17 protein-coding genes and 1 pseudogene are annotated in these 18580 nt (G+C 67.8%); 8 read left to right on the top strand and 10 right to left on the bottom strand.

Annotated elements, in window-relative coordinates; all coding sequences use genetic code 11:
- The first annotated feature begins 85 nt into the window (after nucleotides 1–85).
- Nucleotides 86–1483, top strand: coding sequence for a sugar porter family MFS transporter (locus HF877_RS08390; protein WP_169620691.1), 1398 nt, complete (start codon nucleotides 86–88; stop codon nucleotides 1481–1483).
- Nucleotides 1484–1615: 132 nt separating this feature from the next.
- Here the strand turns inward: HF877_RS08390 and dxs are convergent.
- From dxs to HF877_RS08365, 5 genes and pseudogenes are all read right to left on the bottom strand, one after another.
- A pseudogene (gene dxs, locus HF877_RS08385) lies at nucleotides 1616–3490 on the bottom strand (1-deoxy-D-xylulose-5-phosphate synthase); the annotation flags it as partial.
- Between the two features lie 157 nt (nucleotides 3491–3647).
- Nucleotides 3648–5189, bottom strand: coding sequence for an MDR family MFS transporter (locus tag HF877_RS08380; RefSeq protein WP_169620737.1), 1542 nt, complete (start codon nucleotides 5187–5189; stop codon nucleotides 3648–3650).
- 62 nt (nucleotides 5190–5251) lie between these two features.
- Complete coding sequence (locus HF877_RS08375; RefSeq protein WP_169620689.1) at nucleotides 5252–5716, bottom strand: MarR family transcriptional regulator; 465 nt, start codon at nucleotides 5714–5716, stop codon at nucleotides 5252–5254.
- A 128-nt stretch (nucleotides 5717–5844) separates the two neighbouring features.
- The gene (locus HF877_RS08370; protein WP_296551153.1) at nucleotides 5845–7137 is read right to left on the bottom strand and encodes a TRAM domain-containing protein; all 1293 of its coding nucleotides are present in this window, start codon (nucleotides 7135–7137) and stop codon (nucleotides 5845–5847) included.
- Complete coding sequence (locus HF877_RS08365; RefSeq protein WP_169620688.1) at nucleotides 7134–9131, bottom strand: APC family permease; 1998 nt, start codon at nucleotides 9129–9131, stop codon at nucleotides 7134–7136. The genes HF877_RS08370 and HF877_RS08365 overlap by 4 nt, the downstream gene beginning before the upstream one ends.
- Before the next feature lie 180 nt (nucleotides 9132–9311).
- On the opposite strand from HF877_RS08365, the gene HF877_RS08360 reads away from it, so the two are divergent.
- From HF877_RS08360 to eutC, 4 genes are all read left to right on the top strand, one after another.
- The gene (locus tag HF877_RS08360) at nucleotides 9312–9977 is read left to right on the top strand and encodes a TrkA family potassium uptake protein (RefSeq protein WP_169620735.1); all 666 of its coding nucleotides are present in this window, start codon (nucleotides 9312–9314) and stop codon (nucleotides 9975–9977) included.
- Nucleotides 9978–10011: 34 nt separating this feature from the next.
- Nucleotides 10012–10665, top strand: coding sequence for a TrkA family potassium uptake protein (locus tag HF877_RS08355; protein ID WP_169620687.1), 654 nt, complete (start codon nucleotides 10012–10014; stop codon nucleotides 10663–10665).
- Between the two features lie 148 nt (nucleotides 10666–10813).
- Complete coding sequence (locus HF877_RS08350; RefSeq protein WP_169620686.1) at nucleotides 10814–12226, top strand: ethanolamine ammonia-lyase subunit EutB; 1413 nt, start codon at nucleotides 10814–10816, stop codon at nucleotides 12224–12226.
- The gene (gene eutC, locus HF877_RS08345; protein ID WP_169620685.1) at nucleotides 12223–12996 is read left to right on the top strand and encodes an ethanolamine ammonia-lyase subunit EutC; all 774 of its coding nucleotides are present in this window, start codon (nucleotides 12223–12225) and stop codon (nucleotides 12994–12996) included. The genes HF877_RS08350 and eutC overlap by 4 nt, the downstream gene beginning before the upstream one ends.
- Before the next feature lie 21 nt (nucleotides 12997–13017).
- Here the strand turns inward: eutC and HF877_RS08340 are convergent, their stop codons facing one another.
- Both HF877_RS08340 and HF877_RS08335 read right to left on the bottom strand, forming a co-directional pair.
- The gene (locus tag HF877_RS08340) at nucleotides 13018–13686 is read right to left on the bottom strand and encodes a DUF3159 domain-containing protein (protein ID WP_169620684.1); all 669 of its coding nucleotides are present in this window, start codon (nucleotides 13684–13686) and stop codon (nucleotides 13018–13020) included.
- Nucleotides 13687–13767: 81 nt separating this feature from the next.
- Nucleotides 13768–14145 carry an OB-fold nucleic acid binding domain-containing protein gene (locus HF877_RS08335; protein ID WP_169620683.1) on the bottom strand — a complete coding sequence of 126 codons (378 nt, stop codon included), beginning with the start codon at nucleotides 14143–14145 and terminating at the stop codon, nucleotides 13768–13770.
- Nucleotides 14146–14278: 133 nt separating this feature from the next.
- Here HF877_RS08335 and HF877_RS08330 point away from each other — a divergent pair, with 133 nt between their 5' ends.
- Nucleotides 14279–15043 carry an alpha/beta hydrolase gene (locus HF877_RS08330; RefSeq protein WP_169620682.1) on the top strand — a complete coding sequence of 255 codons (765 nt, stop codon included), beginning with the start codon at nucleotides 14279–14281 and terminating at the stop codon, nucleotides 15041–15043.
- On the opposite strand, the gene HF877_RS08325 is transcribed toward HF877_RS08330, so the two are convergent.
- Both HF877_RS08325 and dut read right to left on the bottom strand, forming a co-directional pair.
- On the bottom strand, nucleotides 15040–15996 hold the full coding sequence (locus HF877_RS08325) for a DUF3710 domain-containing protein (RefSeq protein WP_169620681.1): 957 nt from the start codon (nucleotides 15994–15996) through the stop codon (nucleotides 15040–15042). The genes HF877_RS08330 and HF877_RS08325 overlap by 4 nt on opposite strands.
- A gap of 1 nt (nucleotide 15997) precedes the next feature.
- Entirely contained in the window at nucleotides 15998–16468 is a 471-nt protein-coding gene (dut, locus tag HF877_RS08320; RefSeq protein ID WP_169620680.1) for a dUTP diphosphatase, read from the bottom strand.
- Nucleotides 16469–16617: 149 nt separating this feature from the next.
- Here dut and HF877_RS08315 point away from each other — a divergent pair, with 149 nt between their 5' ends.
- The gene (locus HF877_RS08315; RefSeq protein WP_169620734.1) at nucleotides 16618–17052 is read left to right on the top strand and encodes a DUF3093 domain-containing protein; all 435 of its coding nucleotides are present in this window, start codon (nucleotides 16618–16620) and stop codon (nucleotides 17050–17052) included.
- 148 nt (nucleotides 17053–17200) lie between these two features.
- Here HF877_RS08315 and HF877_RS08310 read toward each other — a convergent pair whose 3' ends face one another.
- Nucleotides 17201–17503, bottom strand: a complete 303-nt coding sequence (locus HF877_RS08310) for a DUF4193 domain-containing protein (RefSeq protein WP_169620679.1) — start codon at nucleotides 17501–17503, stop codon at nucleotides 17201–17203.
- Between the two features lie 381 nt (nucleotides 17504–17884).
- Here HF877_RS08310 and cei point away from each other — a divergent pair, with 381 nt between their 5' ends.
- Entirely contained in the window at nucleotides 17885–18568 is a 684-nt protein-coding gene (cei, locus tag HF877_RS08305; protein ID WP_169620678.1) for an envelope integrity protein Cei, read from the top strand.
- Nucleotides 18569–18580 lie beyond the last annotated feature (12 nt).

Raw genomic sequence — 18580 nt, 5'->3', positions numbered from 1 at the left:
GGCGTAGTGTCCCCGATGAGCAATTGCCGTAGCTTTCCGACCGAGCAGCGCCCCCGGGTGGTGCACGACGTCAGCAGGAGCTTTCATGACGCAACCGTCGTCCGCACACGCTGCCAAGGTCATCGCGGTTACCGTCGCCGCTGCAGTGGGCGGATTCCTGTTCGGGTTCGACAGCTCCGTCATCAACGGCGCTGTGGACTCGATCGAGCAGAATTTCGCGCTCAGTTCGTTCGTCACCGGGTTCGCGGTCGCGATCGCGCTGCTCGGCTGCGCGGTAGGTGCCTGGTTCGCGGGCAGGCTCGCCGATCGCTGGGGCCGCAAGCGAGTCATGGTGCTCGGCTCGATCCTGTTCCTGGTCTCGTCGACCGGTTCCGGCCTCGCGTTCAGCGTCCCCGACCTCATGCTCTGGCGGGTTCTGGGCGGACTGGGCATCGGCATCGCGTCGGTCATCGCGCCGACCTACATCTCCGAGATCGCACCGGCCCGGTACCGCGGCGGTCTCGCCTCGCTGCAGCAACTCGCCATCACCCTCGGCATCTTCGCGGCTCTGCTGTCCGACGCGGTGTTGCAGAACGCCGCAGGCGGTGCGTCGAACGACCTGTGGTGGGGACTCGAGGCCTGGCGATGGATGTTCCTCGTCGGAGTCGTCCCCGCTGCGGTCTACGGCATACTCGCGGTGCTGATCCCCGAGTCGCCGCGATACCTGGTGGGGCAGGATCTCGACGAGGAAGCCGCCGAGGTCCTCGCCAACGTGACCGGTGAACTGGAACCGGAAGAACGGGTACGCGAGATCCGGCTGACACTGCGGCGCGATACGAAGGCGTCGTTCGGAGATATCCGAGGCCCGGTCTTCGGGTTGCAATCGATCGTCTGGGTCGGCATCACGATGGCGATCTTCCAGCAGTTCGTCGGCATCAACGCGATCTTCTACTACTCGACGACACTGTGGCAGTCGGTGGGATTCACCGAGAACGAGTCGTTCACGACCTCGGTGATCACCGCCCTGATCAACGTGGTGATGACCTTCGTGGCGATCCTGTTCGTGGACAAGATCGGCCGGCGACCGCTGCTGATGACCGGTTCCCTCGGGATGTTCGTCAGCCTGTTGCTGGCCGCGATCGCGTTCTCCCAAGCCGAGGGCGGAGGCGACGACGTGTCGCTGCCGGCACCGTGGGGTGCCGTGGCACTCGTCGGCGCGAACGCGTTCGTCATCTTCTTCGCCGCCACCTGGGGACCCATCATGTGGGTCATGCTGGGCGAGATGTTCCCGAACCGAATGCGGGCTGTCGCGCTCGGTATCAGTACGGCCGCGAACTGGATCGCGAATTTCACCGTGACCCTGGCCTTCCCGCCGTTGACATCGGCTGTGGGCCTGTGGTTCCTCTACGGATTGTTCGCGTTCTTCGCGTTGCTGTCGTTCTTCTTCGTCAAGTCGAAGATTCGGGAGACCAAGGGAATGGAACTCGAGGACATGCAGACCTGATCCCCGGGGGGATCAGCCGACCTCCCGCTCGAGTTCCGCTTCCGTGCCCTTCTTCGGGGCAACACCGTTGCCGTTTCCGGCCGACGCAGTGCCGTGTGCGGCCGCCTTGGGAGACGCGACGGTGTGCGGGGTGGCAGCCCATCCCGTCACACGGCGCACGACGTCCTCGACGGTGAGCCCGAGTTCCTGATGGATCTCGGAGCGCGACGCGTGATCGAGGAACCGCTGCGGCACCCCGAGGGCGCGCAGGGGTACGTCGATGTCGCGGTCGCGGAGCGCAGCGGCCACCGCCGACCCCACACCGCCGTGTGTACCGCTGTCCTCGATCGTCACGACGAGCCGGAATGCGCGCGCCAGTTCGGTGATCGATTCGGGGACCGGGAGCACCCACCGCGGATCGACGACCGCGACGCTGATCCCCTGCTCCGCGAGAACCTCGGCGGCGTCGAGTGCGAGTCGCACGAATGCACCCACCGCGACGACGAGCACGTCGCCGGAGCGTTCCTCGGGCATCCGCAGCACGTCGACGATTCCGTCGATGCGTTCGACGGCCGGGATGTCTTTCCCGACCGAGCCTTTCGGAAAGCGCAGCACGGTGGGGCCGTCGGAGACGTCGAGTGCTTCGGCAAGCTCTTCTCTCAAGGTCGCCGCGTCGCGCGGCGCAGCCACGCGAATGCCGGGGACGATGCCCAGGAGGGAGAAGTCCCACATCCCGTTGTGGCTCGCGCCGTCCGAGCCGGTCACGCCCGCTCGGTCGAGCACCATCGTGACGGGCTGCTTCAGCAACGCGACATCCATGAGCAACTGGTCGAAGGCGCGGTTGAGGAACGTCGAATACACCGCGACGACGGGATGCAGGCCACCGAGCGCGAGGCCGGCGGCGGACGTCACGGCGTGTTGCTCGGCGATACCGACGTCGAAGGTGCGGTCGGGGAACCGCTCGGCGAATTTCGAGAGTCCGGTCGGGCCGGGCATCGCCGCGGTGATGGCGACGACCTCGTTGCGTCCTTCCGCCTGGGCGATGAGTTCCTCGGAGAACACCGACGTCCAGTCGGGTGAGGACGACGACGATGTGGCCACACCGGTGCGCGGGTCCATGATTCCGGTCGCGTGCATCAGATCGGCCAGATGATTCTCGGCCGGTGCGTATCCGGCACCCTTGCGGGTCACGGCATGGACGATCACGGGGCCGCCGTAGGCCTTGGCGCGACGCAGAGCCGCCTCCATGGCCGGCTCGTCGTGGCCGTCGACCGGTCCGAGGTACTTGATCCCGAGATCGGTGAACAGCACCTGCGGGCTGACCGCGTCTTTGACGCCGGCCTTCATGCCGTGGAGCACCGAGTACGCCGTGGGACCGACCACCGGAAGCCGCTTGACGATCCGGCGGCTGTTGTCGAGGGCACGTTCGTATCCGGGCTTGAGGCGCAGCACCGCGAGATGGTCGGCGAGTCCGCCGATCGTCGGTGCGTAGGAACGACCGTTGTCGTTGACGACGATCACCAGCGATCGGTCGGCACCGGCGGCGATGTTGTTCAGCGCTTCCCAGCACATTCCGCCGGTGAGCGCTCCGTCGCCGACGACCGCGACGACCGTGCGGTCGGGTTCCTCGGTCAGCGCGAAAGCTTTGGCGAGGCCGTCGGCGTACGACAGCGCCGCCGACGCATGAGACGACTCGATCCAGTCGTGCTCGCTCTCGGACCGGGACGGGTATCCGGACAACCCCCCGCGCTGGCGCAGGGTGTCGAACCGATCTCTGCGTCCGGTGAGGATCTTGTGGACGTAGGCCTGGTGGCCCGTGTCGAAGAGGATCGGGTCGCGCGGCGAGTCGAAGACCCGATGCAACGCGATGGTCAGTTCCACGACGCCGAGATTGGGCCCGAGGTGTCCCCCGGTCGCAGCCACCTTCTCGACCAGAAAATTGCGGATTTCCCCGGCGAGCTGCGTGATCTCGGTGGGGGTCAACCGACGAAGATCGTCGGGGGACTGTATGCGGGACAAGACACCCACCTGGAGAAACTCCCTCCGGCTCGGGATTCGCGCGTGGCCGCGCGAGCAAGTGATCACCAGTCTACGGAGCGATTGCAACAAGGGGGTGAGCGCACTCCGCAGAGACGGGGCCCGATGTCGTGATGCACACGACATCGGGCCCCGTCCGCAACGTGCGTCACACGTCGGTCGTGTCCTTGGTGCGCTCGTCACCGGTCGGCTCCTCGACGAGGTCGATGGTGGTGCGCAGTTCCCGGTTGGGGATGACAGCGACTGCGAGCAACGTGATCACTGCGAAGCCTGCGGCCACGAGGAAGAGCGTGCCGGTGGCGTCACCGTAGGCGTGCTGCACGATCTCGACGACGGGCGCGGGCAGCACACTCAGGTCGAGGCTGCCTCCGCCGCCGGCCCCGGCATCGATGCCGAGCTTCGCGAATCCTTCGGCCGAGATCGTGGCGACTCGCGACGCCAGGATCGAGCCCAGGACGGAGACGCCGATCGCGCCACCGAAGGTGCGGAAGAACGCGACGGAGCTACTGGCCGCCCCGATGTTGCGCACGCTGACGGTGTTCTGGACGGCGAGCACGAGGTTCTGCATCAGCATGCCGGTGCCGAGACCCACGATCGCGATGTATCCGCTGATGGCGAGCAGCGACGTGGTGTGGTCGATGGTCCCGAGCAGCGCGAAGCCGACGAGTTGCAGGACCGCACCCCCGATGAGGAAGCCCTTCCACTTACCGAAACGCGTGATGAGCTGACCGGACAGCATCGAGGAGACCAGGGTTCCCGCCACCATCGGAATGGTGAGCAGACCCGCCTCGGTGGGGCTGTATCCGCGTGCGGTCTGGAAGTACTGACCGAGGAACGTGGTGGCGCCGAACAGGCCGACACCGACGGCGATGGACGCGATGATCGCGAGCGCCGTGGTGCGCTCGGAGACGATCTTCGGCGGGATGATCGGGTCGGCAACCTTCGTCTCGACGATGATCGTCGCGATGAGCAGCGCCAATCCCACGCCGACGTAGAGCGCCGATTCGGCGGAGATCCACTCGTAGTAGCCGGCCTTCCCGGCGAAGGACACCCAGACGAGCAGCACGCTCACCGCAGCGGTGATGAGGGTCGCACCGAGCCAGTCGATGTTGACGTTCTGCTTGCGCACGGTCTCGATGTGCAGGGTGCGCTGGAGCAGGACGAGGGCCACGACGGCGATCGGTACACAGACGTAGAAGCACCAGCGCCAGCCGAGGGTGTCGACGATGACGCCGCCGAGGACGGGACCGCCCGACATCGCGACGGCCATGACCGCGCCCATGTATCCGGAGTAGCGACCGCGCTCTCGGGGCGGGATGATGCTGCCGATGATCGCCACCACGAGGGCGGTCAGACCGCCCATGCCGATGCCCTGCACCACACGAGCAGCCAGCAGGATCGGCACGTTGTGCGCGACGCCGGCGAGCACCGACCCGACCACGAATACCAGGATCGACAGCTGTACCAGGAGCTTCTTGTTGAACAGGTCGGCGAACTTGCCCCAGATCGGGGTGGATGCCGCGTTCGCGAGCAGGGCAGTGGTGATCACCCAGGCGTACTGGGTCTGGGTCCCGTTCAGGTCGGCGATGATCGTGGGCAGCGCCGTCGACACGATCGTGCTGCTCAGCAGCGCGGTGAAGAGCGCGGCGAGCAGACCGGAAAGAACGACGAGGATCTCGCGGTGCGTCATCGGCGCATCGGCCTCTGCCTCAGGACCTGGCGGAAAAGCGCCGCGCCTGGAGTCGGTGGTGGTCATGAAGAAGTCCTTTGGGCGGTGGCGGTAGCTATCGGAAGCAATGAAGCGTTGAGCCGGCGGAGAACTGCGATCGCGTCGTCGACCTGCTGCTGATCCCAGTCGGCGAGTTCGGCGGACAATCGCTCGGTGCGCAGTTCGCGGACCGACTCGAGAACGTCCAGTCCCTTCCGCGTACATCGGAGGGTGTGTGCTCGCCGGTCACCGGGGTCCGGGCGTCTTTCGACGAGCCCCCGTTCGACGAGTTCACCGATCTGCCGGCTGAGCGAGGACTGACTGACGCACATCTCCGCGGCGAGTTCGCTGGGTCGGCACTCCCCCGCTCTCGCGAGGAGGATCAGCACCCCGACGAGCGTGTTGGGAAGCACTGCGGTCTCGTTGTGCGCGAGCGCCGAGCGCATCGTTCTACCCAGCAGAAAGATGGCGTCCACGAGTTCGTGCGCCGTCTCGGTCCGAACCGGCACGAAAACCTCCGAAGAAAAGTATTTGGTTACGACATGCAACTATAACATATAGTTGCTTGCTGTAACCAAATACTTCACGAAACGGACGAACCTCCCAGCGGCGTCACCGGCCGCTCAGGAGACCCTGCTCACCGGGTGAACAGCGCGAGGCACTCCACGTGATGAGTCGACGGGAACGCCGCGAACGCGCGGACTTCGGCGAGCTCGAAACCCTGTGCGCGGTACAGGCCCACGTCACGGCCGAATGCCGCGGGGTCGCATCCGAGGTGGATGACCCGGCGGGGCCCCGCCTCCGCGATGGCACTCACGACCTCCTTGCCCGCACCGGCGCGCGGCGGGTCGAGCACGACGACCTCCGGAGCCGGAAGCTCGCCGACGAGGCGCTCCACGCGTCCGTGCCGGAACGAGATCTGGTCCAGGTCCGCCAGCGCAGCCGTACCGTCCTCCACAGCGGTCCGCGACGACTCCACGGAGATCACACTCCCCCGGCTTCCCACCTGTCCGGCTAGCGAGGCGGCGAAGACACCGACTCCGCCGTACAGGTCCCAGACGGTGCTTCCCTCCGACGCCTGCGCCCACTCCGCGACGACCCCCGAGTACGTGGTCGGCGCCCCTCGATGGGCCTGCCAGAAACCGGTTGCCGCGACGGTCCACTCGCGATCGCCGACCCGTTCGACGGGTCGTCCCGATCCCTCGACGACCTTCTCCGCGCGAGGCGCACTCGTCGCAGCCCGGCGCGCGGCGGCGCCGCGGCGGCCGGGGCTCTTGTGACCGGTACCCGAAATCACGGGAGGTGCGATCTCGACGATGTGCCGGTCGCCGTTCGCATCCAGCACCACCTGCAGTTCGGCGCCGGGACGCCACACCTGGTCCGGCAAACCCCGGTAGGCGGCGGCGTCTATCTGTGGGCACGCAAGCTCGGGAACGACGTCGTTGCTGTGGTACCGCCGGTACCCGGGGCTGCCCGCGGCGTCGACCGCGAGCCGGACACGGGTCCGCCACAAGGTGCCGTTCGGCGACCCGCCCGGGATTTCCTCGACGGTGATGTCGCGCTCGACACCGCCGAGTCTCCGCAGCTGTTCGCTCACCACCGCGGCGGCAAAGCGGCGCTGCGCGGGCACGGAAGCGTGTGACATGTCGCAGCAGCCCGCACCGCCCGGCCCGGACACCGGGCACAGCGGATCGACCCGATCCTCGGAGGCTTCCAGGATCTCCACCGCGTCGGCGAAACAGAACGAGCCGCCGCGGTCCTCGGTGATCGACGCGAACACCCGCTCCCCCGGAAGGCCGTGGCGGACGAAGATCACCCGGCCTTCGAACCGGGCGACGCAGAAACCGCCGTGCGCGGGGTTACCCAAGATCACCTCTACCCGGCGTCCGGACCAATCCGTGCGCGTGCCCTGTCGTTCCTGCCGACTCACTGCTGTTCCTCCTTGTCGAGACCCCGGCGCACCGCTCCGGGCGCCGAATCGATCCGTTCTCGTCCCACCGCTGCCGACGAGCGCAGCTGCCAGGGCACGCTCGTGACCATCACCCCGGGTTGGAAGAGGAGACGGCTTTTGAGACGTAGCGCACTCTGGTTGTGCAGGATCTGCTCCCACCAGTGACCCACCACGTACTCCGGGATGAACACCGTCACGACGTCACGCGGCGAGTCACGCCGGACACGCCGGACGTAGTCGAGCACGGGCCTGGTGATCTCACGATACGGCGACTCGACGACCTTCAGCGGAATGGTGAGGTCGCTGCGCTCCCATTCCCGGACCAGCTTGCGGGTGTCCTCCTCGTCGACGTTCACGGTGATCGCTTCGAGAGTGTCGGGCCGGGTCGCCCGCGCGTACGCCAGGGCGCGCAATGTCGGCAGGTGGAGGGTCGACACGAGCACGATCGAGTGGGTCCGGCTGGGCAGAACACCGTCCCACTCCACACCTTCGAGTTCGGCCGCGATGGTGTCGTAATGACGACGTATCGCCTTCATCACACCGAAGATCACCACCATCGTCGCGACCGCGATCCACGCGCCCGCGGTGAACTTCGTGACGAGCACGATCAGCAGCACGGCCGTGGTCGCCACGAAGCCGATGACGTTGACCGACCGTGAACGCTGCATCCGGCCCCGGCTCGCCGGGTCCGTCTCGGTGGCAAGGAATCGGGTCCAGTGCCGGACCATTCCGGCCTGTCCGAGACTGAAGGCGACGAACACGCCGACGATGTAGAGCTGGATGAGCTTGGTCACTTCTGCGTCGAAGACCCACACGAACACGATGGCCAGACCGGACAGGAACACAATGCCGTTGCTGAACGCGAGGCGATCGCCGCGGGTGTGCAGCTGACGCGGGAGGTACCGATTCTGTGCGAGTACCGAGGCGAGCACGGGGAACCCGTTGTAGGCGGTGTTCGCGGCGAGCACGAGGATCACCGCCGTCACGACCGCCATCAGGAAGAACGCCGCCGGAACGTCGCTGAAGATCGTCTGGGCCAGCTGCGCGACGAGGGTTTTCTGCTCGTATCCCTCGGGGGCACCCCGGAGCTGGGTCGCCGGATTCTCGGCCACCACCACGCCCAGACGCTGGGCGAGGAACACCACCCCGAGGAACAGCGTCACGGCGATCGCTCCGAGCATGAACAGTGTGGTCGCGGCGTTCCGGGCCCTGGGCTTACGGAAAGCCGGTACCCCGGTGCTGATCGCTTCGACACCCGTCAGTGCCGCGCAGCCCGACGAGAAGGCCCGCGCGAGAAGGAAGATGAAGGCGATCGCGGTGAGGTCCGTCTGCTCGGCGACAAGCTCGAACTCCGCCGATTCCGCTCGCAGGTCCTCCCCCAGGACGAAGATCTGAACCAGCCCCCACCCGAGCATCGCGAGCATGCAGGCCACGAACGCGTACGTCGGGAAGGCAATGGCCTTGCCCGCCTCCCGTAGCCCCCGCAGGTTCACCGCGGCGAGTATCGCGATGGCGGCGATAGCGAAGAGCACCTTGTGCTGCGCGACGAAGGGCACCGCCGAACCGATGTTCGCCGCGGCCGACGACAACGACACCGCGACGGTGAGCACGTAGTCGACCATGAGGGCGCTGCCGACCGTCAGACCTGCGGTGGCCCCGAGATTTTTCGTCGCGATCTCGTAGTCGCCGCCGCCCGAGGGGTAGGCGCGCACATTCTGCCGGTAACTCGCCACGACGATCACGAGAACGGCGGCGACTGCGAGGCCGATCCACGGCGAGAACGCGTATGCGGACAAGCCGGCGATGGACAGGACGAGGAAGATCTCCTCCGGCGCGTATGCCACCGAGGACAATGCGTCGGAGGCGAATACGGGCAGGGCTATCCGCTTGGGCAGCAGATCGTGCCCGAGAGTATCGCTGCGGAACGGGCGACCCAGCAGGAGCCGTTTCGTGGCGGTGGAAAGCTTGGACACCTGCAAAGCCTAAGCCGTCCGCCTGGTGGAACACTGCATCGGACGCCGGTGTCCGTTTCCGCACGCCACCGACGCTTCGCCGAGTCCGACCGCGCGCCCGACCGCCGGGCGGTACGGTTCCGTTCGGCGACCACCGACCGTGGTCGCCTCCTCGACGATCGACGAAACGGAGTGTCCACGGTGTACGTGGTGGTGATGGGGTGTGGCCGGGTGGGTTCGTCCGTGGCCACCGCGCTCGTGCGACTCGGCAACGAGGTGGCGGTCGTCGACCGGGACCCGAGCGCATTCCTGCGGCTGGGACCGGGTTTTCCCGGCCACACGGTCGTGGGGATGGGATTCGATCGGGACGTGCTGATCCGGGCCGGCATCGAGCAGGCCGACGCGTTCGCCGCGGTGTCGTCGGGTGACAACTCGAACATCATCTCGGCGCGTGTGGCCCGCGAGATCTTCGGGGTCGATCGTGTGGTCGCGCGGATCTACGACGCGAAGCGCGCGGCCGCCTACGAGCGCCTCGGCATCCCCACCGTCGCCACCGTGCCGTGGACCACGGACCGGTTCCTGCACGCGCTCACCCACGACAGCGAGGCGACGCGGTGGCGGGATCCGACCGGCTCGGTCGCAGTGGCCGGCGTCGACGTCCACGAAGGCTGGGTAGGTCGGCGCGTGACCGAACTCGAGGAAGCGACCGGTTCCCGCGTCGCGTTCCTCATCAGGTTCGGCACCGGCCTGCTGCCGGATCGCAGGACCGTGATCCAGGCAGACGATCTGGTCTACATCGCTGCCGTTTCCGGTTCTGCGGCCGAGGCGATCGCACTGGCCGAGAACCCTCCGGCGGAAGACAACTGAGCACGATGACCCCGTCAACCGAGAGGATCCGTCGATGAAGGTCGCCATCGCAGGCGCGGGAGCCGTGGGACGGTCGATCGCCCGCGAACTCGTGCGCAACAACCACGAGGTCATGCTGCTCGAGCGCAAACTCGACCACGTCGAACCCGCTGCCGTGCCGGAGGCCGAGTGGGTGCACGCCGACGCGTGCGAGCTCAGTCTGCTCGAGGCTGCCGGTCTCGAAAACTACGATGTGGTGATCGCAGCGACCGGCGACGACAAGGTCAACCTCGTGCTGAGCCTTCTCGCCACCACCGAGTTCGGGGTGCCGCGCGTCGTGGCCCGCGTCAACGACCCCCGCAACGAATGGCTGTTCGACGAGTCGTGGGGGGTCGACGTGGCGGTGTCGACCCCTCGCATGCTCGCGGCGCTGGTCGAGGAGGCCGTCACCGTGGGCGATCTGGTGCGATTGATGACATTGCGAAGGGGTGCGAACCTCGTCGAAATCACCTTGCCCGACACCACCGCGCTCGCAGGCAAGCCGGTGCGCAAGCTGCAGTTGCCGCGGGACGTCGCGCTGGTGACGATTCTTCGCGGTGAACGAGTCATCGTGCCGCAACCCGACGACCCACTCGAGGGGGGAGACGAACTGCTGTTCGTCGCTGCGCAGGATGTCGAAGACGAGTTGCGCGCGGCCGTCGGCGTCTAGCCTCCCACTCCGCCGGGACCCCGGGACGATTCCCGTGCCTGGTCCCGGTTCCGGCCCTCACCCGACCGGCGCTGCACGGCGCACCTCGGTACGCTGTGCCGACCATGCCGCCGAGGCGTGACCGAGGGACTTCGGAGGTGACCGAACCATGACCGTGTATCGGCAGCAGATCGCCGGTGTCGCATACGAATTCCAGGGTCTCGTGGATCTCCTGGCGAAAGCGTCGCCGCGGCGGTCGGGCGACGAACTCGCCGGGTGCGCCGCGCATTCCGACGCCGAGCGTGCGGCGGCTCAGTGGGCGCTCGCGGACGTGCCGCTGTCGGCATTTCTCACCGAGGCGATCGTTCCGTACGACACCGACGAGGTAACCCGTCTGATCATCGACTCCCATGACGCCGACGCGTGTGCGCCCGTCGCGCATCTGACGGTCGGCGGCTTCCGCGACCACCTGCTCACCGTCGCGGCGCAGCCGGACCCTGCCCCCGCGCTGCGGGCACTCGCGCCGGGGCTGACCCCGGAGATGGTCGCGGCGGTGAGCAAGATCATGCGCAACCAGGACCTGATCGCGGTCTCGCGGGCAGCGACCGTCACGAGTGCCTTCCGCACCACCATCGGCCTCCCGGGACGACTGTCGACCCGGTTGCAACCGAACCATCCGCTCGACGACCCGCACGGTGTCGCGGCGGCGGTGCTCGACGGCCTGCTGATGGGATGCGGTGACGCGGTGGTCGGCATCAACCCCGCGAGCGACTCCCCGCGCGCGGTGGGCGACCTCCTGCGGTTGCTCGACGACATCCGGCAGCGGTTCTCCATCCCGGTCCAGTCGTGTGTACTCACCCACATCACGACGACCATCGACCTGGTGGCGCAGGGCGCGCCGGTCGATCTGGTCTTCCAGTCGGTCGCGGGCACCGAAGGCGCCAACCGCGGATTCGGAGTCGATCTCGCCCTCCTGCGTGAAGGCAACGAGGCGGCGCGGGCGCTGCGCCGCGGAACGGTCGGCGAGAACGTGATGTATCTGGAGACCGGTCAGGGCTCGGCGCTCTCGTCGGGCACACACCTGGGCGCCGGCGGACGCCCAGTGGATCAGCAGACCTTGGAGGCCCGCGCGTACGCGGTGGCGCGTGAGCTCGATCCTCTCCTGGTCAACACCGTCGTCGGTTTCATCGGACCCGAGTACCTCTACGACGGCAAACAGATCATCAGGGCAGGGCTCGAGGACCAGTTCTGCGGCAAGCTCCTCGGCCTGCCCATGGGAGTCGACGTCTGCTACACCAATCACGCCGAGGCCGACCAGGACGACATGGACACCCTGCTCACGTTGCTGGGCGTCGCGGGCACCGCGTTCGTCATCACGGTGCCGGGAGCGGATGACGTCATGCTCGGCTACCAGTCGCTCTCGTTCCACGACGCGCTGTATGCGCGGGAGGTCATGGGTCTGCGGCCCAGCCCCGAATTCGAGGAACGGCTGCGGGCACAGGGCTTGGCCGACGATTCCGGGCGCATCCTGCCCGTCGATATGGCGGCCTCGCCGCTGCGAGCACTCGGAGGGGCGCTGTGACGGACGCGTGGGAGGCACTCCGGCGCCACACGCAGGCCCGCATCGGACTGGGACGGGCCGGCAACGGCTTGCCCACGCGGCGGCACCTCGAGTTCGTCGCGGCGCATGCGGCGGCCCGCGATGCCGTTCATGCACCTCTCGACGTGGAGTCCCTCGCACAGCAGCTGGAGGCGCTCGAATTCGATGATCTGCCCGGACGCCCGCGTCTCGGTGCGCCTCTGACGGTGCGCAGCGCGGCCGCCACCCGGGACGTCTATCTCCGCCGCCCCGACCTGGGACGCCGGCCAGAGGACGGGACCGCACTTCCCCACAGCGGTGCCGACGTGGGGATCGCTCTGTGCGACGGCCTGTCGTCGACCGCGCTCCTGGCCCACGGCCCCGCGCTCGTCGCAGCGATCGTGCGTGCGCTTCCCGGGCCGACTTTCGCGCCGCCGGTCATCGCCACGCAGGCGCGGGTCGCACTCGGCGACCACATCGGCGCACAGCTCGGCGTCACGACCATGCTGGTGCTCATCGGTGAGCGCCCCGGACTGTCGAGCGCCGACAGTATCGGCGTCTACCTCACGCATCACCCCGAGCCGGGGCGCCGCGACTCCGAGCGGAACTGTGTGTCGAACATCCATCCGCCCGGCGGGATGACATGTGAGGGGGCCGCGCGGGTGATTGCTGCACTCGTGGACGGTGCGCGGCGGCTCGGCGCCTCGGGCGTCATGCTCAAGGACGGTTCCCGCGGTCCGGCGTTGCCCGACGGAGAACACCGCGCGTTGTAGCGCTGTCTCGTCCGGGCGAAGTCACACCTCGCGGTGGCGGCCCGAGGGAGGAATCGGGGTCTCCCCCGGTTCCTCGGCTTCGGGAGCCGGCTCGACGAGACGGTCGGCTTTGCGTACCGCCCACAAGGTCACCAGCAATACCAGGCCGGTGAGCGGCCAGCCCATTCCGATGCGGGCCACGGCCAGCCAGCCGGTTTCGTCGGCGTCGTAGAGGTGGTTCTGGACCAGATAGCGCGCCAGGAACACCAGTGCCCACGCGACGGTCGCGATGTCGTACGCACGGACGGCGTCCTTGTGCGACCGCCACCGTGAGCCCTGCCCGTTCAGCATCCCCCAGACCACGCCCACGAGCGGCCTGCGGACCAGCACCGATACGACGAATGCTCCGCCGTAGATCAGGCTGGCGTAGATCCCGAAGAGGAAGTACCCCTTGGCATCACCGGTGCGATACGCGATGAACGCGCACACCGCGACGCCGATGAAACCCGAGATCGCGGGCTGAATAGGGGTGCCTCGAATCAGCCGCCACGCCAGGACACCGCAGGCGACAGCCACGGCCGCCCAGATCGCGGCCGTCAGGCCCCACCAACTGTTCACCGGCACGAACACCAGGACGGGCAGCGTCGAATACACCAACCCGCTGATGCCACCGAGTTGTTCCAGCATCGTCTGCTGCCTGATGTCGCTCACTCCTACGAGAGTGCCATATTCCCGGGGCTACCCCGGTCGCGGACGTGCGGAGCCCCTTCGCGCCTCACGGTCCGCGCCCGGTCAGGCCGGGCCGCGCAATTCGTAGTAGGGGTTGTAGATCACCCGTCGCCCGTCGCGTTCACCGACTCGCCCCCGTACGAGCAGGGTCTTGCCGGTTTCTATACCCGGGATACGGCGGCGTCCGATCCAGACCAGAAGGATGGAGTCGGTGCCGTCGAACAACTCCGCCTGCACTGTCGGGGCGGCTGCTTTCGAGCAGGACTCCACGCTGCGGAGCCGGCCGAACATGGTCACTTCCTGGCCGCGGGTGCACTTGACGACAGGAAGCGCGCCGGTCGAATGAGACGACTCGGCCATCTCTTCTGCGTCGAGTTCCTCGAGATCCTCGGTCAACCGACGAGTGAGCCGGCGTAGGTAACCGGCCGCGGCGGGTGGCATGGCGCGCTCCTGTACACGGTGGGCACATGTGCGTGCCCGAAGTTGTCGTTCGACCGCCACTGTAGACCGATTCCGGGCAAGCACAAGCACACCGAGTTGTGGTCCGGTTTCGAGCATTCGGCAGGATTGTGACATGCCCCGCACTGTGCCCTCCACCATCGATCTCAGCACTGTCACCGTCGCCGTCGTTCTGCCCGGCACCGGCTCGGATGCGAACTTCGTCGGCCGCGTCTTCCGGGGCGCGCTGCGTTCCCGGGGAATCGACGTCGTGGCGGTCGATCCCGACCCTCGGGGAGTCGTGCGCAGCTACGTCCGCGCCATGGATGCTGCCGCGCGCAGCGGCCCGATCCTGGTCGGTGGAGTGTCGATCGGGGCCGCGGTCGCCCTGCAGTGGGCGGCGGAGCATCCGGATCTCGCTGCGGGAGTGCTCGCGGCCCTGCCCGCGTGGACCGGCGATCCTGCCGCGGCGCCTGCCGCGGCGAGCGCGCGATGGACTGCGTCGGAACTCCGTGCTCACGGTTTGGACGCGGTGACGGCCGCGATGGCGGCGTCGAGTCCTTCCTGGCTTGCCACAGAGCTGACCCGATCTTGGAAGGCTCAGTGGCCCGACCTGCCGTCGGCGCTCGAGGAAGCCGCCGGTATGCACGCGCTCGACGTGGACAGGCTGCGCGCTCTCGAGGTGCCGGTCGGGATCGCTGCGGCCGTCGACGATGCGGTCCATCCGTTCGAGACGGCGGAGCAATGGGCGCGGGAGATTCCGCGTGCCGCGCTGGGGAGCCTCCGACTGGCCGACATCGGCGCGGATCCGGGCCGGCTCGGCACGATGTGCCTGACGGCGCTCGACCAGGCGTGCGCCGGCCCGGCCCCGCGTGAGGACCGGACCGGCGGTACGGGCTAGAAGCCCAGCTGCTGCATAGCGGAGCCGGACTCGCCGCGGCGAGGCGGCTGCGGCTGCCGCGTGCTCGGCGGCGGCGGGTTCGTTCCTGCGCGCGCCTGCGGTGCGGGTCCACCCTGACGCGGCGCCGGAGGCGCAGCCGGGGCGCCTTGCGGACCGCGTTGCTGCTGTGGGGCGGCTCCCTGCTGAACGGGTTGCTGCTGAGCGGGTTGCTGTCGCGCCGCGGCTTGTTGCTGCGCTGCCGCAGCGAGCTGCTGCGCGAGTGCTTCGGGAAGGACGACGGGCAACGGCGTGCGCACCGGATACGGCTCTGCTCCTCGTCGCACCACAGTCCCCGCGACGACGGATCGCGCGAGTGCTACCAGTTCCGAATCCCCGCCGGCGTTTCCGGCCGGACCGGCGACAACACACCGAATCATCCAGCGAGGGCCGTCCACACCGATGAACCGGAGGTCCGCGTTCGGCGTCACACCGTGCAGTTCCCTACCCCACGGACCGGATTCCATACTCACGGTCGCGTTGTCGTTGCGCAGGGTCTCGGACAGTTCCGCAGCGACCTCGCGCCACTGACCCGGCGACTTCGGCGCCGCGTACGCCGAGACGGTGATCCGCCCGTACCGGGTGACGAGGTGAACGTTCTGCGGCGCACCGTTCTGCGCCATCTCGACCTGGATCTGGCTTCCCTGCGGGAGGGGCACCAGCACGGAGCCGAGATCGAGACGGGAACCGGTGAGGTCCTCTTCGTCGATCTCGGTGATGTCGAAGGGCCCTTCGTCGCCGGCGGCACCGGTCGCGTGGTCGTATCCCGCCTCGTCGTACGCGCCAGTGCCGTAACCGGCCTCGTCGTACCCGGCCTCGTCGTACCCGGCATCACCGAAGCTGCCGTCGTCCGCGTAGGACTGCTCAGCGCGATCGGCACCGGTATCCGGTCCACGATTCTTGCGACGTCCGAACATGTCAGGAACCTTCCTTCACGAGACCGGCGTGTCCGCCGCTCGATCCGTATCCGCCGCTTCCGCGTGCGGTGTCGTCGAGTTCGTCGACCTCCACGAACTCGGCGAGTTCGACGCGTTGGACCAGCAACTGGGCGATCCGGTCACCGCGGCGCAGCTCGACGGCGTTTTCGGTGTCGTGGTTGATCAGGCACACCTTGATCTCTCCACGGTATCCGGCGTCGACCGTCCCGGGGGTGTTCACCACCGACAGACCGAACTTCGCTGCGAGTCCGGACCGCGGATGGATGAGCCCGACGGTACCGATCGGCAGGGCAACAGAGATGCCGGTCCCCACGAGAGCTCGCTGGCCCGGTTGGAGAGTCAGGTCGGCGGTCGTGCACAGGTCGACACCTGCGTCACCGGGGTGAGCACGGGTGGGCACAGGGATCCCGGGGTCGAGGCGACGCAGCGGGATGCGCGGAAGGTCGGTCACGTGGACCGAGGTTACTCTGCGGATGCCTGTCCCCCGCTGCGGGCGCGAGGCCGTCCGATACGGGCGACTATCCTGGGCCTGTGTCTCGATCCTCTCGCTCCGGAGCGACCCCCGGCCGGACCACCGGCACCCCGACCTTCTCCGAACAGATGTGGGTGCCGTGGTGGTGGTGGCCCATCGGGCTCGGCATCGCTGCGTTGCTCGCGGCGGAACTCCATATGGGAGCGCCGGGCCTCTACGCGTGGCTGCCGTACGTGCTGCTGCTGCCCTTCCCGATCTGGGCTCTGATCTGGCTCTCTCGCAGCAAGGTCGAAGTGGTCGACGGGGAGCTGGTCGTGGGACGCGCACATCTACCGGTGGAGGTCATCTCACGCGGTGTGGTGGTTCCGGCGTCGGCGAAGAGCGCTGCGCTCGGCCGCCAGCTCGATCCGGCCGCATTCGTCCAGCACCGGCCGTGGGTCGGGACGATGGCGATGGTTGTACTCGACGATCCCGACGACCCGACGCCCTACTGGCTGATCAGTACCCGGCGTCCCGCCGAGTTGCTCGAAGCGTTGGGCTGCGACGTTTCCACAGGAAAGTAGCCACAGGGAGCACCCGCGGGAAGCAACCATCAGGTCGCAACCACCCGGTCGCCGCAGCGCCCTGAGGTCGTCACACGGAGCGGCCGCGCGGCATGGTCATGCCGAGCGGCCGCGCGGCGACCTCAGGCTGCGCAGTCGCGGGGCGATCTCATGCTGCGCAGTCGCGGCAGATCAGGACGCCGTTCTCCTCGGTTGCCAGTCGGCTGCGGTGGTGCACCAGGAAGCAGCTCGAGCACGTGAACTCGTCGGCCTGCTTGGGCACGACGCGCACCGACAGCTCTTCGCCGGACAGATCGGCACCGGGCAACTCGAAAGACTCGGCGGTATCCGATTCGTCGACGTCCACCACAGCGGACTGCGCTTCGTTGCGCCGCGCCTTCAGTTCCTCCAGTGAATCCTCCGACACCTCGTCACTTTCGGTCCGCCGCGGTGCGTCGTAGTCAGTCGCCATGTCCTCTTACCTTCTAATCTTCGTGCGGGCGCTCAGCAGAAGCACCGAAGGTGCTCCCGGCCAAGGCAACGCTCGACGGTGTCATGAAGTTCCCTGGGATAAGTCCGGAACCCCGGACATACCCGAATACGTGCATTCGAACCCGCGTCGTGCAACTCCTACGACTCGGGCCGCCGAACAATAGCCGACGCGGACCCGAAATATGCAATCAATTTCGCCGCCCGCCCGGAATTGTCGAGCAATTGTCACCAACACCACAGAAACCCGTGGCATTCCCTCCCCGCGAAGGCAGACACCTCCGGAGGCCTCCACCTTCCGAAGGCGCCGCCCTCTAGAGTGAGTGCGCACCATCACCGGCACGAACACGAGAGGCAGGGCGGCGTGGTTTCCCTGATCACCCAAGGCACCGCTACCGACAAGCGCGGCCGGCCGTTCCGTCACCGCCGGACACTCCCGGCAGCGATCGCCGCGGCAGTCCTCGCGGCCGCGACCATCGTCGTCTGGACCTCGGTGTTCAGCTCGGTCGAGCCGGTGACCACCACCGTCGCATGCAACGCTCCGGCCCTCGGCGCATCAGGCCCGGACGGCGCCGAGCCCGCACCTCTCGGAGACGTCGTCGATCGGTCCACTCTGCTCGACGTCGAGCCCGCGCCCCTCGCAGCCACCCGCGTTCGCGTGTTCAACGCCAACGGCGAGCGTGGCCAGGCGACACACGTCGCTGCGCAGCTGAGCGACTACGGCTTCGCCAGCGCGCCGGATGTTCAGGCCGGCAACGACCCCGTGTACCTGGATCAGAACATGCAGTGCCAGGGACAGATCCGGTTCGGGGAGTCCGGTAAGGCCGCGGCGAGCGCGGTCTGGCTGCTCGCACCGTGCGCCGAGCTGGTCCTGGACGAGCGCGGGGACGACACCGTCGACTTCGCCCTCGGGACGTACTTCAAGGACCTCTCCCCCTCTGCGGACGCGGAAGAGGTCCTGCGGACCCTCCGCGAGGTCCCGGCCGGAGAGGGTTCGGCGCCCCTCGACATCGACCTTCTCACCGCCGCGCGCGACGCCCGTTGCTGATCACTTTTTCAC

The sequence above is a fragment of the Rhodococcus sp. BL-253-APC-6A1W genome (assembly GCF_012843405.1).
GTDB lineage: Bacteria > Actinomycetota > Actinomycetes > Mycobacteriales > Mycobacteriaceae > Rhodococcus.
Note: the sequence above shows the minus strand (reverse complement) of the source record. Positions and strands in the feature narration are given on the sequence as shown.

Bases quoted from the DNA above. Each gene is read 5' to 3' on its own strand.
- HF877_RS08390 (WP_169620691.1), top strand. From the start codon at position 86: ATGACGCAACCGTCGTCCGCACACGCTGCCAAGGTCATCGCGGTTACC.
- HF877_RS08380 (WP_169620737.1), bottom strand. From the start codon at position 5,189: ATGACGCACCGCGAGATCCTCGTCGTTCTTTCCGGTCTGCTCGCCGCG.
- HF877_RS08355 (WP_169620687.1), top strand. From the start codon at position 10,012: ATGAAGGTCGCCATCGCAGGCGCGGGAGCCGTGGGACGGTCGATCGCC.
- HF877_RS08350 (WP_169620686.1), top strand. From the start codon at position 10,814: ATGACCGTGTATCGGCAGCAGATCGCCGGTGTCGCATACGAATTCCAG.
- HF877_RS08335 (WP_169620683.1), bottom strand. From the start codon at position 14,145: ATGCCACCCGCCGCGGCCGGTTACCTACGCCGGCTCACTCGTCGGTTG.
- HF877_RS08330 (WP_169620682.1), top strand. From the start codon at position 14,279: ATGCCCCGCACTGTGCCCTCCACCATCGATCTCAGCACTGTCACCGTC.
- HF877_RS08325 (WP_169620681.1), bottom strand. From the start codon at position 15,996: ATGTTCGGACGTCGCAAGAATCGTGGACCGGATACCGGTGCCGATCGC.
- HF877_RS08315 (WP_169620734.1), top strand. From the start codon at position 16,618: ATGTGGGTGCCGTGGTGGTGGTGGCCCATCGGGCTCGGCATCGCTGCG.
- HF877_RS08310 (WP_169620679.1), bottom strand. From the start codon at position 17,503: ATGGCGACTGACTACGACGCACCGCGGCGGACCGAAAGTGACGAGGTG.